At 67.7% G+C, this 19,744-nt stretch carries 10 protein-coding genes and 1 pseudogene; 3 read left to right on the top strand and 8 right to left on the bottom strand.

The genetic code is table 11. From position 1 onward, the window contains the following. Positions 1-16: 16 nt before the first annotated feature. Positions 17-1,174, bottom strand: a complete 1,158-nt coding sequence (locus tag ACM9NP_RS11190; RefSeq protein ID WP_415646590.1) for an NAD(P)/FAD-dependent oxidoreductase — start codon at positions 1,172-1,174, stop codon at positions 17-19. A 92-nt stretch (positions 1,175-1,266) separates the two neighbouring features. Here ACM9NP_RS11190 and ACM9NP_RS11185 point away from each other — a divergent pair, with 92 nt between their 5' ends. Continuing rightward, on the top strand, positions 1,267-2,106 hold the full coding sequence (locus ACM9NP_RS11185) for a putative nonproteinogenic amino acid hydroxylase (protein WP_415646589.1): 840 nt from the start codon (positions 1,267-1,269) through the stop codon (positions 2,104-2,106). A 179-nt stretch (positions 2,107-2,285) separates the two neighbouring features. On the opposite strand, the gene ACM9NP_RS11180 is transcribed toward ACM9NP_RS11185, so the two are convergent. From ACM9NP_RS11180 to ACM9NP_RS11150, 7 genes are all read right to left on the bottom strand, one after another. Beyond that, positions 2,286-3,827, bottom strand: coding sequence for an amino acid adenylation domain-containing protein (locus tag ACM9NP_RS11180; protein WP_415646588.1), 1,542 nt, complete (start codon positions 3,825-3,827; stop codon positions 2,286-2,288). Beyond that, positions 3,824-4,858, bottom strand: coding sequence for an ornithine cyclodeaminase family protein (locus ACM9NP_RS11175; protein WP_415646587.1), 1,035 nt, complete (start codon positions 4,856-4,858; stop codon positions 3,824-3,826). The genes ACM9NP_RS11180 and ACM9NP_RS11175 overlap by 4 nt, the downstream gene beginning before the upstream one ends. Before the next feature lie 8 nt (positions 4,859-4,866). After that, positions 4,867-6,168 (bottom strand): cation:proton antiporter, encoded by a 1,302-nt coding sequence (locus ACM9NP_RS11170; protein WP_415646586.1) that lies wholly within the window; start codon positions 6,166-6,168, stop codon positions 4,867-4,869. Between the two features lie 20 nt (positions 6,169-6,188). Then, positions 6,189-9,062 (bottom strand): alpha/beta fold hydrolase, encoded by a 2,874-nt coding sequence (locus ACM9NP_RS11165; RefSeq protein WP_415646585.1) that lies wholly within the window; start codon positions 9,060-9,062, stop codon positions 6,189-6,191. After that, on the bottom strand, positions 9,059-14,032 hold the full coding sequence (locus ACM9NP_RS11160; protein WP_415646584.1) for an amino acid adenylation domain-containing protein: 4,974 nt from the start codon (positions 14,030-14,032) through the stop codon (positions 9,059-9,061). The genes ACM9NP_RS11165 and ACM9NP_RS11160 overlap by 4 nt, the downstream gene beginning before the upstream one ends. Before the next feature lie 152 nt (positions 14,033-14,184). Continuing rightward, the gene (locus ACM9NP_RS11155) at positions 14,185-15,975 is read right to left on the bottom strand and encodes an ABC transporter ATP-binding protein (RefSeq protein ID WP_415646583.1); all 1,791 of its coding nucleotides are present in this window, start codon (positions 15,973-15,975) and stop codon (positions 14,185-14,187) included. After that, positions 15,972-17,648: an ABC transporter ATP-binding protein gene (locus tag ACM9NP_RS11150; RefSeq protein WP_415646582.1), complete on the bottom strand. Its 1,677-nt coding sequence runs from the start codon at positions 17,646-17,648 to the stop codon at positions 15,972-15,974. The genes ACM9NP_RS11155 and ACM9NP_RS11150 overlap by 4 nt, the downstream gene beginning before the upstream one ends. 266 nt (positions 17,649-17,914) lie before the next feature. On the opposite strand from ACM9NP_RS11150, the gene gntD reads away from it, so the two are divergent. Then, positions 17,915-19,003, top strand: a complete 1,089-nt coding sequence (gntD, locus tag ACM9NP_RS11145) for a guanitoxin biosynthesis L-enduracididine beta-hydroxylase GntD (protein ID WP_415646581.1) — start codon at positions 17,915-17,917, stop codon at positions 19,001-19,003. A gap of 21 nt (positions 19,004-19,024) precedes the next feature. Beyond that, positions 19,025-19,744, top strand: a pseudogene (locus ACM9NP_RS11140) (MBL fold metallo-hydrolase); the annotation flags it as partial.

Below are 19,744 nucleotides of genomic sequence, written 5' to 3'. Positions count from 1 at the left end.
CACGCGATACGTGGGTTCAGGCGAAGAGATCCTCTATGGATCGAAGCCCGCCGACGACCTCGAAGTACCGTGCCGTCAGATTCGCGTCGGCCGCGATGTGCCGCATCATCGCCAGTCTCGCGGGCGGAACGGCGAGCCGAGCGCATTCCAGGGTGGCCGAGTAGGACGGTCGTAGCGCGGCGTCCCGCGCGGCCCCGTAGCCCGCGAGGGCGGCGTCCCATTCGGTCGGATCGTGGCCGGTCAGCATTGACGCCAGCAAGTCCGCCTGGGTGAACGCGTTCGTGATGCCGTGCGCGGTGATCGAGTCGCGATGATGCCCGGCGTCACCGACGAGCGCCCAGCCGGGACCGGCGGCCCGGCGGAAGAAGTTGCGCTGTCGACGGCTGCCGCGCAGGCGATCCGTGCGGCGCTCGGGGGTGAGCGCGTCGGCGAGTTCGGGAACGACATGGGCGATCGCCGCCAGGTGCGCGGCTTCCAGATCGGCTGCGGCCGTGGGAAAGTGGTCCTGTGGGCGGTAGGTGGCGACGAGCGTCGTGTCGTCGTTGGTGGGGATGACGGCGGTCCAATGCCCCACACGTTCATAGAAACCGAAGCCGACGCCCAGGCCTTGCCACGCGCTGTAGTGCACGTAGCTGACGGACGGCTCCTCCAGTTCCATCGGCGCGTCGACGAGCCGCGCCACCGTCGAGTTGGCGCCGTCGGCACCGATGACGAGATCACATCGGACGTGGTGCTCCCGCCCGCCCGTGGTGTAACGGACACCGTCGACGCGGCCGTCGGCCGTCCGAGTCAGGTCGACGCAGCGAGCGCGATCGACGAATGTTGCTCCACTATCGACGGCGGCACGGATGAGCACCTGGTCCAGGAGCCACCGCCGGGGCGCGTAGGTCGACGCCTGCCCGCCGACGAAGGGCACCGGGCCGGCAAGCGTGACATCCTCGACGCGATACCGGATCTCGGTGATCGGAGGGCACCCGGTGGCGCGCACGTCATCGAGGACCTTCCATTTGTCGAGCAGGATGACGCCGGACGGTTGTATGTAGAGAGTGGACATGGTGTCGGACGGAAACTCCGCCCTGTCCAAAACGAGCACTCGGAAACCCTCGCGCGCCAACAGCATCGCGGATGCCGCTCCGGCACAACGTGCTCCGATGACGACGCAATCGACGCGCACGAGTGAGCCTCTCGCCAAAAGAAAGGAGAACCGGGGGAGGTGAAGCAGTGGGCTATTGTGTCACACACGACCCCAGACGCAGGTGAGGACACATGCTGAAATCGCACCGTATGGCCGTCATCCCCTTCTCCCCGAAACGGCTCGACGAGGAACTGGCGATCCTCGACAACCTCGACGCCGCCGCCGAATACGATGCCTTCACCTTCGGGTCGTGGACCAGTCACGTACTCGCCAACGGATCGGGAAGTGCGTCGGACACGGCGTTCCAACCACACGACAACGGCCTGCACCACACCGAGCTCGGGGACCGGCTGCCGACCATCATGGGCCTCATCCACGACCATTTCAACGTCGAGCACCTACAATGGGCACGGATCTTCCGGCTCCACAAGGGGATCCTGGCGCCCCACGTCGACTTCCTCGAGTTCGAGCAGCCGGGCGTCCGCCTGCAACTCCCCCTTCAGACCAGCGTCGAATCCCTGCACACGGAGAACGACCTCGTCTACCACCTGCGTCGTGGTGAGGTGTGGCGCATCCACACCACCGATCCGCACTCCGCGTACAGTTCCAGCGAGGAGTCGCGGCTGTCGCTCTGCCTGGACTTCGCCGAAGGGCACTTCGACCCCGAACGTGACATCACCGGAAACATCACGCCGACCGAGGACGTGTACCTCCACGACCGTCCCGTGTTCGCCGATGGCGAGCTGGACGAGATCATCGCGAACGCGAAGCCGACACGACAGAACGCCCGTGACGTGTTCGGCAGCCTCGCAGCTGTCCACTATCAACGCCAGTCGAACGCCACCGAGGTCTTCGACTGGTTCGAGCGTGCCGCTCGCGCCACGGGCGATGACGAACTCATCGCCAAGGCGATCGCGTTCCGCACCTACTGCATCCACAAGCGAGCATATAAAGAGGACTTCGTCTGGTGACGGCGGTCAGGGCCGGAACCCATCCCGCCGCGCGGGCTCCGGACGACGCCTCGCCACGTTGTCGGCACATCCGCCTCTCGGATGCATTCCACCTGGAACCACTCGCGACGGACGAGGACTCCCACAAGCCCTGAAGCGTGTTTCGTTGCCGCGCATGACCTGAGACGACGAGACACCCTCTAGCGGCGCATCGGCACCGGGATGGGGTCGACGCCCGGCAGGGCTCGCCGATCGAGCTTTCCGTTCGGAGACATCGGAAGTGCCGCGACCGTCCACCATTTCACCGGCACCATGTAGTCCGGCAGCACCGCCAGCAGGATCGCCCTCAGTCGCGGCACCGGTGGCGGATCACCGACGATCACCGCGTGCAGCGCGATCGCGCCGTCCGCACCGCGAACCCCGTACACCGCCGCACCCCGGATCCCATCCAATGTCGATAGATGAGCCTCGACCTCGCGCGGTTCGACGGAGTTCCCGCGAATCTTGAGAAGATCGTCGATCCGACCGAGCAGTTGAAGCGTCCCGTCCGAACGCCACCGGCCCCGGTCCCGGGTCCGATACAGGCGATGGCCGGTCGCGAAGGGGTCGTCGAGGAACAGCAGACCGGTCAACTCCGGATCGGTGTATCGACCGACGCCGACACCTCCGATGTAGACCTCTCCGACCTCTCCATCCGGCACCGCACGACGTTCCCCGTCCAAGATCCGGATATAGGTGTTCCACACGAGCGCGCCCACCGGCGGATCCGCTTCGACGTTGCCGAGGCGATCGCTCATCGAGTGCGAGCACACCATGTGGTTCTCGGCCGGGCCGTAATGATTGTGGAGGGACAGTTCGGGACGGTCCCGCAGCAACTCCGCGAGTTCCGGCGACACCCGCACGGTCTCTCCCGCGCTGATGACATGCCTGAGCGACGGAGCGTTCGCCAACGACGTCGGCGCGGCCATCATCGCATCGATCATCGACTGTGGAAGATCGATGACCTCGATGTCGTTGTCGATGACGAAACGCACGAGGGCGCGCGGATCGCGTCGAACGGCTCGCGGCGGCACGTACAGGGTTCCACCCGACGCGAGGGTGTAGAACAGCTCCTGCACGGAGACGTCGAAGCTCAACGGAGCCGCCTGCAGGACCCTGCGATCACGACCGAGGCCGGACGCCTCCACTTGCCATGACACGAAGTTGGCGAGGCACCGGTGCGTTTGGACGATGCCCTTCGGCGCGCCGGTCGAGCCCGACGTGACGATCAGATAGGACGTGTCCTCGCCAGTGAGCTCCGGTCGCAGATACGGTTCCGGTGCCCCGGACACGAGGTCCCGCAGCCGCACCGCCCCAGCGTCGACCTCCTCGCCGGCGTCGACCCGAATCGACGCCGACGCCGTCGACGCGATGGCGGCGATCCGATCGGCCGGATACGACAGGTCGACCGGCAGATACGCCGCGCCGACCCGCAGCGCACCCAGCACGGCCGCGGTGAAGTCCACCCCGGCCTCAGCGGCTATCAGGACGACATCGCCTCGCCCGACACCGCGCCGAGACAGCCCGGACGCGGCCGTGTCCGCCCGGAAGTCCAACTCCGCGTATGTCGCGCGACCATCCGACGCGACGACCGCGAGGGTGTCGGGCTTCCGCTTCACAACACGGTCGATCGACTCCAGAACCGTCACCGCGCCGATCCGCACTGACGGACCGGCGTGCCCGGGACCAACGAATCCGCTCATACCTGCGAGCCTGCCAGGAACGCGTACGGGTCGCGCGGGTCGCCCGAGTTCGACTCAATCGCGATGTCCACTCCGACACCGCATTCCGAGGCGAGCTCCTCGAACAGCTCGATCATCGCCAGGTCCTGCACTGCGAGGCCCGTCGAGTCGTACACGGTCGGTCGATCCCGCAATCCGGCCGCGAGCTCGGGCCGCGCGATCATGTCCAAAACAGATGGTCCAATCTCCCCGTCGACGAGTTGCTGGCACTCGCCCTCACGGGACGCCTGACCGCGATGATCGGGACACACGACTCGCTTGCGCAGCAGGGAGATCGGCAGCTCGATCTTTCCCGGCATGTCGGACCCGACGGCGTTGACGTGACCGGCGGCGGCGTCGGCGAGCACCGGCCCCTCCCCCACGGCGACCGAGGTGGCCGTGCAAATGAGATCCGCGCGATCCTCCAACTCCCGCAGCGAGACCACCTCGACCCGCGCTCCCGCGCCCCGAGCGCGCGCCGCGAAGCCGTTCTCGGCTTCGGTTTCAACGTCGCTCACCAGAACCCGGTCGAAGTCGAAGACCCGGTCGAGCGCGTGCAACTGCGTCACGGCCTGCGCGCCGCAACCGACGAGACCGAGCACCGAGGACGACGGATCGGCGAGCAGACGGCTCGCGATCGCCGACGCGGCTCCCGTCCGAATCGCCGTCGCGAAGGTCGCATCCACAATGGCTCGAAGATGCCCCGACGCGGCGTCGAAGCCGTACAACGTAGACAGAATGGTCGGTTGCAGATACTTGGCCGGATTGTGCGGGTGATAGCTGACCATCTTCACCGCCACCGTCGAGCCGTGGCGCAGCGCGGGCATCCACTCGACGAGGCCGCGATGCGGAGTCGTCAGCACGAATCCGTCACGCTCACGCAGTTCGACGAGACCCTGAACGCTGTCCGTCATCACTGCCATGAGCCGGTCGATCGCCATGTCGTACAGGTGATCCAGGCCGACCTTGGACACGATCGCGGCGACCGCCTCGGCGTCAATCACACGTGTCACGTCGTTCCTCATGCGGTGCCCTTTCCGTCATTGACAAGTACCGGTTCCAGGTCGTCGGAGGAGTCCAAAGCCGCCGAGACAATCTCTTCTCCACGGCGACGCGCCCACCTGTCGACAAGAGACAGACCGGGGGACGCGGCCAGAGTCGTCACGATCGCGACGACCACGACGAGCGCGAACGTCGTAGACGTGATCAGGCCGGCCTGAAGACCGATATTGAGCGCGATCAATTGGATCAACCCGCGCGCGTTCATCAACAGACCGATCCGCAACGAGTCCGTCCACGACTCCCCGACCGCGCGAGCCGTCAACGCGCACGCCCCGAGCTTTCCGGCGAAGGCCACCACGACCAGCGCCGCGCCCGCGACGAGGATCGAACTCGTCCCGAGCAGACCGAAGTCGGTGCGGAGCCCGGAGAACGTGAAGAACAGCGGCAGCAACAGGCCCACCGTCATCGGACGGATCACCTCGATGAGGCGTTCCGAGATGGCGCCTCGCGGAATGACGGCTCCGAGGGCGAACCCGCCGAAGATCGCGTGGATGCCGATCATGTCCGTGAACCACGCCGAGATCAACAGAATCACGGCGGCGACCGCGAAGATCTTCTCCTGGCTGAGCCGCGGCAGCGTCCGAGCCAGGATCGGCCGCAGAATGAGGAGCACGACGATGAGGAGCACGAAACCGCCGCCCGCCAACATCGCCCCGCCGCTGGTGCCGGAGCCCGCGAGAGCGAGCGCGACGGCGAGCAGGACCCACGCGAGGACGTCGTCGAGCGCACCGGCCGCGAGCGACAACAGTCCGTACCGCGTCTTCGACTCACCGCGCTCACTGATGATGCGCGCGAGCATCGGGAACGCCGTGATCGCCAGGAGCAGGCCCACGTACATCGCGCCGATCTCGATCGAGATCCCGTCGGGGAACAACGGAACGGCGCCGTCGGCCAGGTAGACGAAGCCGAAGCCGAGCGCGATCGGGATGATGATCCCACCGGCGGACACGGCCATGCCGGGACCGGCGAAGCGTTTGATGCCGTCGGTGGGGAACTCCAGACCGACGGTGAACATGTAGAGGACGAGACCGAGCTGGCTGACGACACCGATGGTCGACAGGACCTCCTCGGGGAAGATCCAGTCCTGCACCTGCGGCGCGACTAGGCCGAGCAGTGACGGCCCGAGCAGCACACCGGCGATCATCTCGCCGACGACCGGAGGCTGTCCGATCTTCTTGCACAGGGCGTGCATGATCCGGCACGCGACAACGATGACGGCGAGGGCCATGAAGAACGTCGCCGATAGCTCTGTAAGGGACATGAGGGGGCTCCTCGGTGGTGTCAGCTGGGATCCGCCAGCAGGCGGGCCAGTTCTGCGAAGAAGTCGTCGGGACGATCCCGGAAGTAGAAATGCCCCCCGGCGAACATGCGCGAGGAGAACGCGGCCCGGGTGTGCCGCGCCCACGCGGCGAGCTTCGGTTCGTCCTCGTAGTCGTCCCGGCCCCCGAGCGCGACGATTGGTGTCGATAGTGGATTGCCGTCGACGAAGCGGTAGTCCTCGGCTGCTCGCATGTCCGATCGCAGACTCGGCAAGGCGAGTGCGCGGACGTCCGGGTCGTCGCGGATCTCGCTGGGCATCGTGCCGTACAACCGCTCCATCTCGGACACGAACGCGTCATCATCCAACATGTACAGAGGAGTGTCTCGGATGTCGAGCGTCTCGGGTGCCCCGCAGGCGGAGAGGATGAGGCGTTCAGGTGCCGGTCGGCCCGCCGCCGCGAGGCCGCGCGCGACCTCGAACGCGAGCAGGGCTCCGAAACTGTGCCCGAACAGCGTGTAGGGCGGCTGGAAGTCGACCTCGGCGATCATCGCCTTGACGATGTCATCGACCGAGGTGAGATGCGATTCGGAGAATCGGCTGCCGCGGCCAGGGAGCTGCACGGCCCACACCTCGGTGCCTGGCAGCGGGTCCGACCACGCCATGTACTCTCCCGCCGCTCCCCCCGAGTGCGGAAAACAGTAGAGGCGTTGGCGCGCGGCCGGATCCTGCCGTCGCGAGAGAAGCCAGCGCGGACGGACGTCCGTCCGGGGCGGGTTCGCGATCGGAACGGCGGTCGAGCGCGGTTCGGCGACGGACGACGGCGTCGCCTCGTCCGGTTCAGGAAGCCGATACGCGCGACGCTGGAACGGGTAGGTCGGAGCGGGAACGCGACGGGCGGGCGTCTCGTGCGTCGCCTCCCAGCGGATCTCGTGTCCGGCGACCCAGACGGAGGCGACGGCGACAAGCGGGGTCGACTCGTCCAGACCCAAGCAGGACACCGCATCCGGTGCGGACGACGTCAGCGCGATCCACAGCCGGTCTCGACGGGCGACGGGGCCGGGATCGACGCTGACGCCGGCGAGCGTCGAAGTCGAACCCGACTCGGCCGCCGCCACCGCTTCCGACAGTGGACGATCACCGCGCACCGCGGCGAGGACCGGCGCGTACGTTCCCGCGACGCGCGTAGGCGTGACCCCGAGGTCGTTCCACCAGCCGGTGAGGGCGTACGCGACGGCGATCGACGTGTATCGGAGCGCGTCGGGATCGGTTGCGTCCCCGCGCAACGCGGGTCGCGGATCGATCGGGCAGACGGCGGCGCACGCGTCGACGCGGGACGCGAACGCGCTGTCCCGGTCATAGCGATGGCGAGCTGCGGCGAGTGCCGTCGCATCGAGGTCGTCGTAAACGAAGCCGAGTTCGCGACGTTCCTCGCCGGTGACGACGATCCCGGCCGGATGCACGACGCAGGCGCGATGTTCGAAGGCGCGACGTCCGATTTGAAGGGTCCAGGCGAGGTCGTGGGGTGACGTCGTGGCGGCCGCCGCGGCAACGGCGTCGCGATATTCGCACAGCGCCTCCGGGGTCCGTGCGCTGACGGGGAAGAGCTGGGGTCCCGTCGCGGGGGTGTGCGGCGTGGACGTCGGGGCTTCCTCGATCACGAGGTAGGTGTTGTTGCCGCCGTGCCCCCAGTTGGAAATGCCCGCCCGGCGGGGTGTCGACGTGCGCGGCCATGCGTCGACGGTGCGGCCGACGGTGAACGGGTTCCGTTCGACGCCGAGCCCCGGGTTGACTTCGGCGAGACCGATGGTCGCGGGTAGTCGCTCATGTCGTAGAGCGAGAATGACCAGGATGAGCGCCAACACCCCACCTGCGGCGTCGGTGTATCCGATGAGGGCCTTCAGGGATCCGACCCGACAGGACGGAAGCGCCGCGTCACGGGGCAGGAAGACCCGGCGCATCCCGGCGAGTTCGAGATCGCCGAGCCCCCGGAAGCCGGAACCGAGTTCGGCGTACCCGATCGTCGCGGGGTCGACGTCGGCGACCTGGCAGGCGGCGGAGATCGTGTCGCTGACACCATCGACGCTGAGCGATGTGTAGTCGGGCTTACGACTTCCATCATTGTGGACGGCGGAACCACGGACGAGGGCGTGCACGGTGTCCCCGTCGGCGATCGCGTCTGACAATCGCTTGAGGACGACGAGACCGGCGCCGTTGGCCATGACGATGCCGTCGCCGCGCGCGTCGAGCGCCCGATGGTGCCCATCGGCGGAGATCGATCCGGCCGAACCTGAGATGTCCGTCTCGTGTGGAACATGCACGCTCGCGCCGCCCGCGAGGGCCATGTCGCAATCGCCCGCCAGGAGCGCCTGACAGGCCAGATGAATGGACACACCGGATGATGCGCAGGCCGCCTGAACGCCGAGCGCGGGCCCGGTCAGTCCGAGCAGGTACGCGATGCGGCCGGTCAGTTCCGCCACGTCGCTGGCGGCGTGCAACTGATCATGCCGCAACCCCAGCCGCCGACGACGCAGGAAGAGTTCGAGCAGGTGGCCCGACTCGCTGACTCCCGCGTAGACACCGATGTGACCGTCGAACACGGCCGGATCGTGCCCGGCGTGTTCGAGCGCCTCCCATGCGCACTCCAGGAGGACACGGTGCTGAGGATCGAGGATCAACGCCTCGTCGTCGGTGATCGCGAAGAACGACGCGTCGAACGCGTCGGCGTCCGGCATGACCCCGTACGCGGGGACTCTTCCGTCCGGCAGCGCCGGGTAGCGGGTCAGCAGGTCGTTCTCGGAGTTCATGGCCCGCCACAGCGCATCGAGACCACGGACGGACGCGAACCGTCCGGCCATCCCGACCACCGCGATGGTGGAGTCCGCGTCGAGAGTCATGAGTTCTCCTCGTGAGATCTACCGGAACGGGATCGCCGACGACGATCCAGGGCGGACCGTCCGTGTCGGAGTCTTGCTCCGCGGTCCGCCGGGCCGGGGTTCGAATCGGTTTCATCGGTCCAGTACCGCGCCATCGCCGACACGGTGGGACTGTCGTACAGCGCCGTGACCGGCAATTCCCTCCCCAGCTCGGCCGCGATCCGGGCCCTCAGGGTCATGAGCGAGAAGGACGTGCCGCCGACGTCGAAGAAGTTGTCATGGACGCCGATGCCGTCGATCCCGAGAACATCAATCCACAGTGCCAGAAGCCGGTGCTCGTGCGGAGTGGCCGCCGGGACGGGCGCGGCCGGGGCCGCCCACGCCGGTTCCGGAAGCGCCGATTCGTCCAGCTTTCCGTTGGGGGTCAATGGAAGCGATCCGATGGCGGTGAACACCGACGGAACCATGTACTCGGGGAGACGACGGCGCAGCTCCGTTCGAACGGCGGGTTCGTCCCACGGACCGGTCGTCACGACGTACGCCGCCAACCGGTCGACACCGTGCCGGTCCCGGCGCACCGTCACGGCCGCGTCGGACACGGCGGCCAGAGCCGTGACCGCGCCTTCGATCTCGCCGGGTTCGATGCGCAGACCGCGCAGTTTGAGCTGTCGGTCCGCCCGGCCGAGGTACTCCCATTCGCCGTCGCCGCGCAGGCGGACGATGTCGCCGGTGCGGTACATCCGCTCGCCGGGATGCCACGGATCGGGCAAGAACCTCCGCGCGGTCTCCGCATCGCGCCCCAGGTAGCCGCGCGCGAGCCCGGGGCCCGCCAGGTACAGCTCACCGCGAGCGCCACGCGGGACGAGTTCGGCGTCCTCGCCGAGGATGTAGCCACGGGTGCCGGGCAACGGCCGACCGATCGACGGGCGCCGATTCCCCTGCTTGACATCGGCCCAGCTCGAATCGGCGGTGTCCTCCGTCGGACCGTAGATGTTGAAGATCCGCTCGACTCGGCCCGCGTCGTACACGCGCTGAACCAGCTCGCCCGGCAGCGGTTCGCCACCGAGACACACCGTCGTCAGCTTGGGCGGCAACGGTCCGGCTTTGAGGAGTTCCCGCATCAGGCTCGGCACCGTTTGCAGCAAAGTCACCGTGTCGGCCTCGGGATGGTTCGCCAAGTCTAGGGCGGTGTCGACGATGAGCAGGCTTCCCCCGAGCGGGATCGCCGCGAAGATCTCGAACACGGACGCGTCGAAACCGAGCGGGCTGGCCGCGAAGACGACCTCGACCCACTGGGGCCGCAGGGTCCGTCGGTAATACTCGACAAGGGACACCACGCTGTGATGCTCGACGACGACGCCCTTCGGCTTCCCCGTCGAACCGGACGTGTACAGGATGTACGCAGCGCCACGGTCGTCCGTCATCGCCGCGAGCCGGTCGCCCGCGCAGGCCGAGATCGAGGCGGCGTCCGCGTCGAGTGAGACGACCTCGACGGGTCGGCCCTCCACCAGCGGCGCATGGGTCGAGTCCGTGACGACGATCGGGACCGCCGAGTCGTCCAGTAGGTAGGCCAGCCGATCCGACGGCAAGCCGGGATCGATCGGAACGTACGTGCCACCGGCTTTGAGGATCGCGAACAGCACGGTGAAGACGCGCGTATCTCTCGGCAGGATGATCCCCACCGGGGTCTGCGGGCCGACACCGCGCGACCGCAGATACCGTGCGAGCCGGTTGGCTGCCGCGTCCAACTCGGCGAAACTGACGACGGTGTCGTTGTGCCGCAGAGCGATCCGGTCCCCGGTGAGATCGGCCGTCCGCTCCAGGTATTCGTGCGCGGTGAGCACCGGACGGGCCAGCGCGGGTTCCACGGCGACCGTGAGGGACGACGCCTCGGTGTCCGTCAGACGCGCGAGCCGAGAAAGCGGGGCGGACGGATCGGCGGCGAACGCCTCGGCCGCACCGACGAACCTCGCCAGCATCGCCTCGGCCGTCGCCGCGTCGAACAGGTCCGTGACGTAACTCAGGCCGACGTCGACGTGACCGTCGACCGTCTCCCGCACGCTCAGGTCGACATCGAACTTCGCCGAGTTCTCTTCGATGTCGATGTCGCCGAACAGATCGGCGGGTTCCTCGGCTGCGGAATCGTGCGAGTAGAACGCCTGGACGAGTGGGTTGCGGTTCAGCCGCGACTCGACGCCGAGTTCTTCGACGACGCGATCGAACGGCACCTCGGCGTGCCGGTAGGCCGCCACCGCCGTGTCTCGCACCCGGGCAATGAGGTCCTCACCGGACGGATCACCACCGACGTTCGTGCGCAACACCACTGTGTTGACGAACAGACCCACCACGTCGTCGACCGCGTCCCGACCCCGGCCGGACTCCGGAATACCGACCAGCACCTCCGACTGTCCTGAGTACTGAGACAGCACGGCGGCCCAGATCGCGTGGTACACCATGAAACCGGTCGCCTGCTGCCGACGTCCCAACTCGACGAGCGCCCGCCCGATCGATTCGGGAATCGTCGCCGTGACGGTCCCTCCCACGTACGCGGGGCGCTCGGGACGGGGCCGGTCGAATGGCAGGTCCAATTCGACCGGCGCGCCCGCCAGCGCGTTCCGCCAGTACGCCAGTTCCCCGTCGAGACCGGCTCCGTCGAGCCGAGCGCGCTGCCGTGTCACGTGATCGGCGAATCGCGGCGGCGGGGGCAGTTCCACCGGCGCGGCCTCACACCAGGCGCGATACGCGATCGCGAGTTCACGACGCAGGATCGACTGCGACCACCCGTCGGACACGATGTGGTGAGTGTTGAGAACGATGGCGTGGTCGTCCGGTGCGACCGTCACGACCAGGCATCGTGTCGGCAGTTCAGCGGCGATGTCGAAGGGCCGTTCGACCTCGGCCGCGATGTGACGTCGGCCTTCCGCCCACGGATCCGGGCGGCTCGGGTCGACACGGACCCATGCGAACGGGACGGAGTCGTCGCTGACGAGAGCGGCGGGTTCACCGTCGACCGCGGTGAACCGCCACCGCAGCACCTCGTGGCGCCGGGCGAGTTCGCCGACCGCGCCGCGTAGGGCCGCCTGGTCGAGCGGGCCCCGCAGACGCAGCACCATTGGGGCGTTGTACGTGGCGGCGACGTGGCCGGTCTGTTCGAGGAACCACAACCGACGCTGCGCCAGCGACAGGGAGCGAGTGTCCGAACTGGTCGATGCGGCGAGCTCGGATGGCGGCGGTGGTGTTGGCGGTTCGTTCGACGCGACGTGATCGTGGGCCGTCGTCCCCACCTCGGTCGGCGGGGGCGCGAGTCGGCGCGCCATGCCTGCGACCGTCGGATGGTCGAATGCCAGGGACGGCGCGACCTCCGCATCGAAACGGCCGCGCAGCCGAGCGACGAGTTTGAGCGCGAGCATGGAGGTGCCGCCGACGGAGAAGAAGGCGTCATCAACGCCGAAGTCGGTGTGGCCGAGGATCTCCGCCCAGGTGGCATGGACGCTGCGCTCGACGTCGTCGCGTGGAGCGACGACGGTCGGCGTCTCGGACACGACGGGCATCGCGGTCGGACGAGGGGATCGACCGTCGATCGACAATCGCACCGAGGCGATCGACGTGTCGACGTCCTCCGTCAAGGCGACCGCCAGGGCGCGCACATCGGCGAGCATCGCCTCGGCCGTCGACGGGTCGAACAGGTCGGCCGCGTATTCGAGGTGATAGACGACCGAACCGTCCTGTGGCAGACGAGCGAACAGGGCGACGTCGAACTTCGCGAGTTCGCTCGGGAAATCCATGTATCGCCCGGGAACCCCACCGAGTTCGCAGGTGTCGGCGTCGAACACGTCGCAGGTGAACATGGCTTGGAACAGCGGGTTGCGATCCAGGCTGCGCGGCACGTCCAGGGCCGAGACGAGTCGCTCGAACGGGAGTGCGGCGTGTTGATACGCGTCGAGGGCGGCCGAGCGGACCTGCCCAAGGAGGGAACCGAGGCTTGGCGCGTCACCGACCTTCGCGCGGACGACGATCGTGTTGACGAACAGGCCGAGCAGATCGCGCAGTTCGGATCGGCCCCGGCCCGCCTCGGGCGCGCCGATCAACACATCGGACTGTCCACTGTACCGTGCAAGCATCGCGGCGTAGAGCGCCAGGTGCACCATGAACGGCGTGGCCTCGAAGCGACGCCCCACCTCACGCAACGCGTCGCCGACCTCGGGCGGCAGCGTCACCGACGCCAGTCCTCCACGGCCGGCGGAGGCGCCACTCGGACGCGCGTGGTCGAGAGGAAGGTCGAGCACCGGCTCGGCGCCGTCGAGGACGCCGCGCCAGTGCTCGATGTCGGCGTCCATCCGCCCCGTGGCGAACTCGTCGGTCTGCCATGCCGCGTAGTCGATGTACTGCACCGGCAGCGGCGGCAGGTCGGCGGCGCGATCGGCGAGCGCCGCTCCGTACAGTTCGGACAGATCACGGTGCACGATCCCGACGGACCAGCCGTCGGTGACGATGTGGTGCATGGTGAGGGCGAGAACATGGTCGTCGGCATCGACCATGATCAACTCGCCACGGACCAGCGAGTCCCGTTCCAGATCGAAGGCCTCACGGGTCGCGTCGAGAATGCGGCGCTCCAGGGCCTTCTCGCGGTCGGCCTCGTCGACGTCACGCAGGTCGGTCACCGTCAACGATGGAACCGTGGAGGAGACGAGGACGACGGGTTCGCCGTCCACGTCAACGAAGCGCGACCGCAGGACTTCATGACGTTCGCACAGTCCGGCGAGCGCGACGTTCAACGCGTCGACGTCGAGCGCCTTCGAAAAGCGGTAGACCAGCGGCGAGTTGTACAGGGCGGACGATCCACCGATTCGGTCGGTGAACCACAGACGACGTTGTTCGAACGACGACGCGGTATGCCGCGCCGCTGCGGGATTCCCGGTCAGCTGACGAAGGAAGGTGGCCTTGTCCTCGTCGTCGAGACGCTCGAAACGCTCGAATATTCCGCTGCGCAACTTCTCCTCCTAGCTACCGTGGTGCCGTGTCCTGTCCAATGCACTATGGGCCACGTTGGCAAGGGCGCCGTTCCACGATGGCCGGACGCGCTGCGGAGTGCAACCTTAACATGCAGATACATCGATCCGTGTGTCCGTTCCACCGCATTCCGTCACTCACCGTCTCCGTCCGCGGCGTCGGCGGCGGTGCCGTGCCAGGACCGCCAGAGACTCGCATACGTCCCATCGGCCGCCAACAGTTCGTCATGCGTACCGAGTTCGACGATCTCGCCGTCCGCCATCACCGCGACGCGGTCGGCGTCCGAGGCGGTGTGCAGGCGGTGCGCGATCGCGAGCACCGTCCGTCCCCGCATGACGGTGGCGAGCGAGCGTTCCAGGTGGCGGGCCACCGAGGCGTCGATCATGGAGGTGGCCTCGTCCAGGACGAGTATCTGAGGATCGGACAAGGCCAACCGGGCCAGCGCGACCTGCTGAGAACGTGCCGGGGACAGCGACAAGCCGCCTGACCCGACCACCGTGGACACTCCATCCGGGAGCGCCTCGACCCAGTCGGCGGCGTCGACCGCCGCCAGCGCGGCCGCGACCCGTTCGGGGGACGCGTTCGGGTCCGCGAGGGCGACGTTGTCGGCGATGCTGCCGGCGAAGACGTGATGTTCCTGGGTGACGAGGGCGACGACATTACGACGGTGATGCGGCGCGATCGCGGCCAGATCGACGTCTCCGACGGTCACGCGACCGGCCGTCGCGGGGTGTACGCCGGCGACGATTCTGCCCAGTGTGGACTTTCCGGCACCGGACGCTCCGACGATGGCGATCCGTTCACCGGGCGCGACATCGAGATCGATGCCACGCAGGACCTCCCGATCGGACCGATACGAGAACCGGACCCCGTCGACGCGAACCCGGGAACCGTTGGGGGTCGCCGTTTCGGAGCTCGGAGCCTCCGAGACCTGACCGACACCGAGGATGCGCGACAGCGCCGCCCCGCCGACCTGGAGCTCGTCGAGCCAGCTCAATAGTTCGTCGAGCGGGTCGACGAGAGCCCTGGTGTACAGCACCGCCGCCGTCACCTCGCCGAGCCCGACCCAGTCGTTGGCATAGGCGATGCCGCCGACGAGCAGCGTGCCGACGACGGGAAGGATGTATCCGACATCGACCATCGGGAACCACACCGTGCGCAGGCGAAGCGTTCCGCGTTCAGCACGGTAGGAGCGCGCGATGTCCGTGTCGGTGCGACGAACACGGCGTTGCTGAAGGCTCAGCGCATCGACGGTGCGGGCCCCGTGCACGGTCTCCGAGAGCCCGTCGGTGAGATCCGAATAGCTCGCGCCCTCGTTGAGGTACGCGGGGCGCGCGCGTCGCAGATACCACCGGGTCGACAGGCCGAGCAGGGGCACGGCGATCAGACTGGCGAGCGCCAGAAGCGGGCTCACGACGACGAGGGCGACCGCTGTCAACACCACGGTCAGAACGGCCGTCGCGATCGACGGAACGCCCATGCGGATCGCCCGTGACAACATGTTGACGTCCCGGGAACTGCGCGAGAGCAGATCGCCGGTACCGGCGGTCTCCACTGTGGCGATCGGCACCGCGAGAACACGATCGACGAACTCCTCCCGCAGGTCCGCGAGCGTGTGCTCGCCGAGCCGGGCTGCGGCGAGCCGGGCCATTCGGGTCAGGAGGCCCTGCACGAGCAAGAACACCGCGACGGCGGCCACGACCAGGTCGACACGGGGTGCCGTCGAGCCGCGCGCCACGTCCTCGACGAGGTATCCGAGGAGGGCGGGAACGGCGAGGCCGCAGGCGGTCGCGCCGAAGAACCACGCGATCGTGGCGAACAACATCCGTTTCCTGGTTCGCGCCAGGGTGAGGAGATGACGGCGAACCGTCGGCGGGTCGGCGACCGGCAAAGCCCTCGATGATTCCTCGATGGTCACACTCATGCCTCTTCCCTCATGACTTTCGCGGCGTACGCCGGGTCGCCCGTGACCAACGCGTGGTGGGTGCCGGTCGCCGTCACGGACGTACCGTCGCACACGACCACTTCGTCCGCTTGGTCCAGCACGAGCGGGCTGGTGGAGACGACGATCGTAGTCTTGCCCGCACGGGCTTGGCGGAGCCGACGGGCGATCACGGTCTCCGTGTGCGCGTCGACCGCGCTGGTCGGTTCAACGAGGATCAACACCTCCGGATCCCGCAATAGGGCGCGCGCCAGACGAATCCGTTGCCGCTCTCCCCCCGAGAAGGACAGTCCTCTCTCGCCGATGATCGAGTTCAGGCCGTCCGGAAGCGCGGCGACGACGTCCTCGGCGCACGCGACGCGCAACGCCGCCGCGACCCGGTCCGGTGGACCGTCGAGTTCATCCGACAACGGTCCGGCGAAGAGTGTGGCCTCGTTGTCCGCGAGCAGTACACGCTGCCGGACGACGTCGGTCGGCACGGAGGACACCGGCACTCCGCCGATGGTCGCACCGGCGGCGAAACCGCCGAGCCGCTCCGCGATCTCGGCTCCGATCTCCGGTTCCGGGGTCACCAACGCGGTGAGGCTGCCGGGTTTCGCGACGAAGCCGGAAACGGGATCGTGCACAGGAGACCGAGGGGGAGGCGGCACGGCGTCGCCATCGGGCGCGGACGCCAGGGACAGCACCTTCACGACCCGGCCGGCGGAGACGTTCGCGCCCACCGCCAGGTCGACGAGTTCGGTGACGACCCGCATCGGCAACGCCAGGAACGCGACGTAACCGTAGAAGGTGACGAGTTCGCCGGGCGTCAACGCGTCGGCGACCGCGAGACGGGCACCGAGCCACACGACGGCGATGACGAGTATGCCCGGCAGGAGCACCTCGGCCGCCGACAGAACCGACTCGATCCGCGCGACCCGCACACCCGCGTCCCGCACCTCCGCCGAATCTCGGCGATAGCGCCGCGAGAACGTCGACTCGCCGCCGATGCCACGCAACACCCGCAGGCCGACAACGATGTCGGAGGCTCGTTCAACGAGGTCGGCCTGTCGGTCTCGACGCTGCTCGATCCGATTGTGCAACGGGCGCAGCAACGGCCCCGTGCCGAACAGCAACAGGGGAACTCCGATGAGGACGACGAGTCCCATCGGGATGGACGCGACCAACAGCATCGCGGCGACGACGAGGATCGTCACGACCGCGCCGAGCCCACGGGCCAGGGAATCCAGAAGGTATCCGACCTGGGAGATGTCGTTGGTACCGACGGCGACGACCTCACCGGCCGCGATCCGTTCCTGGAGTCGGGCGCCGAGACGCGTGGCGTGCCGGGTCACCAACTGCATGATGCGATACGTGACGCCGAGACGGATGGCCGTGTCGCATCGGTGCCGCATGATGCCTCCGACCGCGGTCAGGACGGCGAGCACGAACACGGCCGCAACCCACCACAACATACTGTCCATATCAGACGAGATGACGGCGTCGATGCTTCGGCCGATCGCGTACGGTGTCAGCGCCATACTGACCATCCACAGGCAGCCCCAGCCGAGTCCGGCTGAGACGACACCGGCGTGCCGAAAGGCCAGCCACGTCAGGAAACGGTTGGCCGAACGGAGATCTGGTTCTCCAGGATCGTTCACAGGGTAGGTGTGCATTGGACGGGATTGTACGGAGTAGAGAGCCGACGGCCAGACCGAACCGACACCGCGACATGCCCAGACCGCCGACGACGCAACGTGATCGACATTCGATCGACATCGAAGTGCCTGGTAGTCGGCGTTTGCCACGATCAGTAGACTCGCATCCTGGACATGGACACAGTGGCGCCCCCGGCCGCTTGCGGCAGTGGGCGAAGCCTCGCGTCCGATCCGTCCCGACGAGCACTGCCCCCGTATCGGTGCAGCCGAACAGAAGGACCCGTATGAGCGACACCGCCGTGATCCCGCTCGAGACGCGCGACGGCGTCCCCTTGTTCCGGTTGACCACAGGCGAATCGACGGTCATCGACGAACTGGTCGACGCCGCGATGGTCTCCTTCGGAGCCTCTCTCGTACCGGACTTCCTGGAACTGGCGCTCCTGGCGCACCACCTGCCGGAGCGACTTCGTCGAGTCGCCACCCACTTCCGGCTGACCGGACGCCCCTACGGCGGATTCATCCTCTCCGGGCTCCCCGTCGACGAGACCCGCGTCGAGCCCACCCCCATGAGCTACACCATCACCGACAAAGACCCGTACACCGTCCGCATGGAGACGCTGTTGCTCCTCATCGGATCGCTCATCGGCGACCCGTTCTCCTTCGCGACGCAACAACGTGGACGGCTCGTCCTCGACGTCTTCCCAATCCCCGGACACGAGAAGCGGCAGTTGGGCACGAGTTCGAACGTGCTGCTCGAATGGCACAACGAGGACGCCTTCCTCGCCGACCGCCCCGACTGGATCATCTTGATGGGTCTTCGGAATCCCGACAAGACGGCCACGACCCTCGGCCTGGTCGACGATCTCGACCTGGACCCCGATGTCCGGCGCGTGCTGTTCGAAGACCGGTTCGTCCTGCTGCCCGACGATTCGCACACGGCCGCGCTCAACAGCGAGATCGCCGGGGACGAGGACCCGCAGCACGCCGACACGTCATTCGCGGCGATCACCGCGATGAGCGACACGCCCGAACCCACCCCGATCCTGTCGGGGGACCGGGCCGCGCCGTTCGTCCGCATCGACCCGGCGTTCATGAAGTTCGACCTGGACGACCCCGAGGCCGAGGCCGCGCTGTCCGCCGTCATCACGGCCATCAACGAACGGTTGTGCGACGTCGTCCTCGAGCCCGGCGAGATGCTGCTCGTGGACAACAAGCGCGCCGTCCACGGGCGCCACCCCTTCACGCCGCGCTTCGACGGCACCGACCGGTGGCTCAAACGCATCCTGATCACCGGCGACCTGCGCCGCTCGGACGGCTTGCGCGGCGGAGATCACGGCCGCGCCGTCCACCGACACCACCAAAGCCAGCCGTAACCGACCGCATTGGAGTAACCCGTGGCCCAGGAACTGTTCTTGTCCCCTTCGGTGAGTCCGCAGCCGCTGATCCACCGGTGGTACGCCTGGCCACAGTTGGTCAGCCCGCTGACCGGTGGACTCAACCTGCGCAACCGACAGCTGGCCATCATGGATAGTTACCTTGCGAACGCCAAGATCCACGCCGACGCGCTGGCGAACCCCGCCCGAATGGCGGGCCCGTTTCTCGACCCAGGACAGTCCACCATCGACGATGTGAAGGTGTACAGCGAGCGGGTACGTCTCGACGCCGCCCCGATGCTGCGGTTCGCCGAAGACGTCATCGCGGCCCGTGCGCTCCTGCGCGAGCACGCCGATGGCGGCCCCCTGACATCCATCTACGACAGTCTTCCCGAAGGACTGCGCGGCCTCGTCGAGCTCACCTACGACGACTTCGATCAGCCCGCCATCCGGTTCTTCGAATCCCTCGTCTATCGCGACGACGCCTACCAACGGAACGCGCAGTCGATCTCGCTCCTGGCCGAACCGGACCTGAACCAACCATTCATCTTCAACAGTCCGCTGTTGCCCAACTCCGACCGTGTCGACATCGCGATCCCTTTCGACTCACCGGAACTCGACGCGCTGTACGCGGCGCGGCACACCGCCACCGACGTCGACGCGCTCGCCGACCGGCTCAGCGTGGCAACCGGAGACCGCGCCCGATTCGCGGCGCTGTTCACCCCCGACGCTCCCCAACCG

The sequence above is a fragment of the Stackebrandtia soli genome (assembly GCF_965137155.1).
GTDB lineage: Bacteria > Actinomycetota > Actinomycetes > Mycobacteriales > Micromonosporaceae > Stackebrandtia > Stackebrandtia soli.
This window is presented reverse-complemented; position numbering and strand designations above follow the sequence as displayed.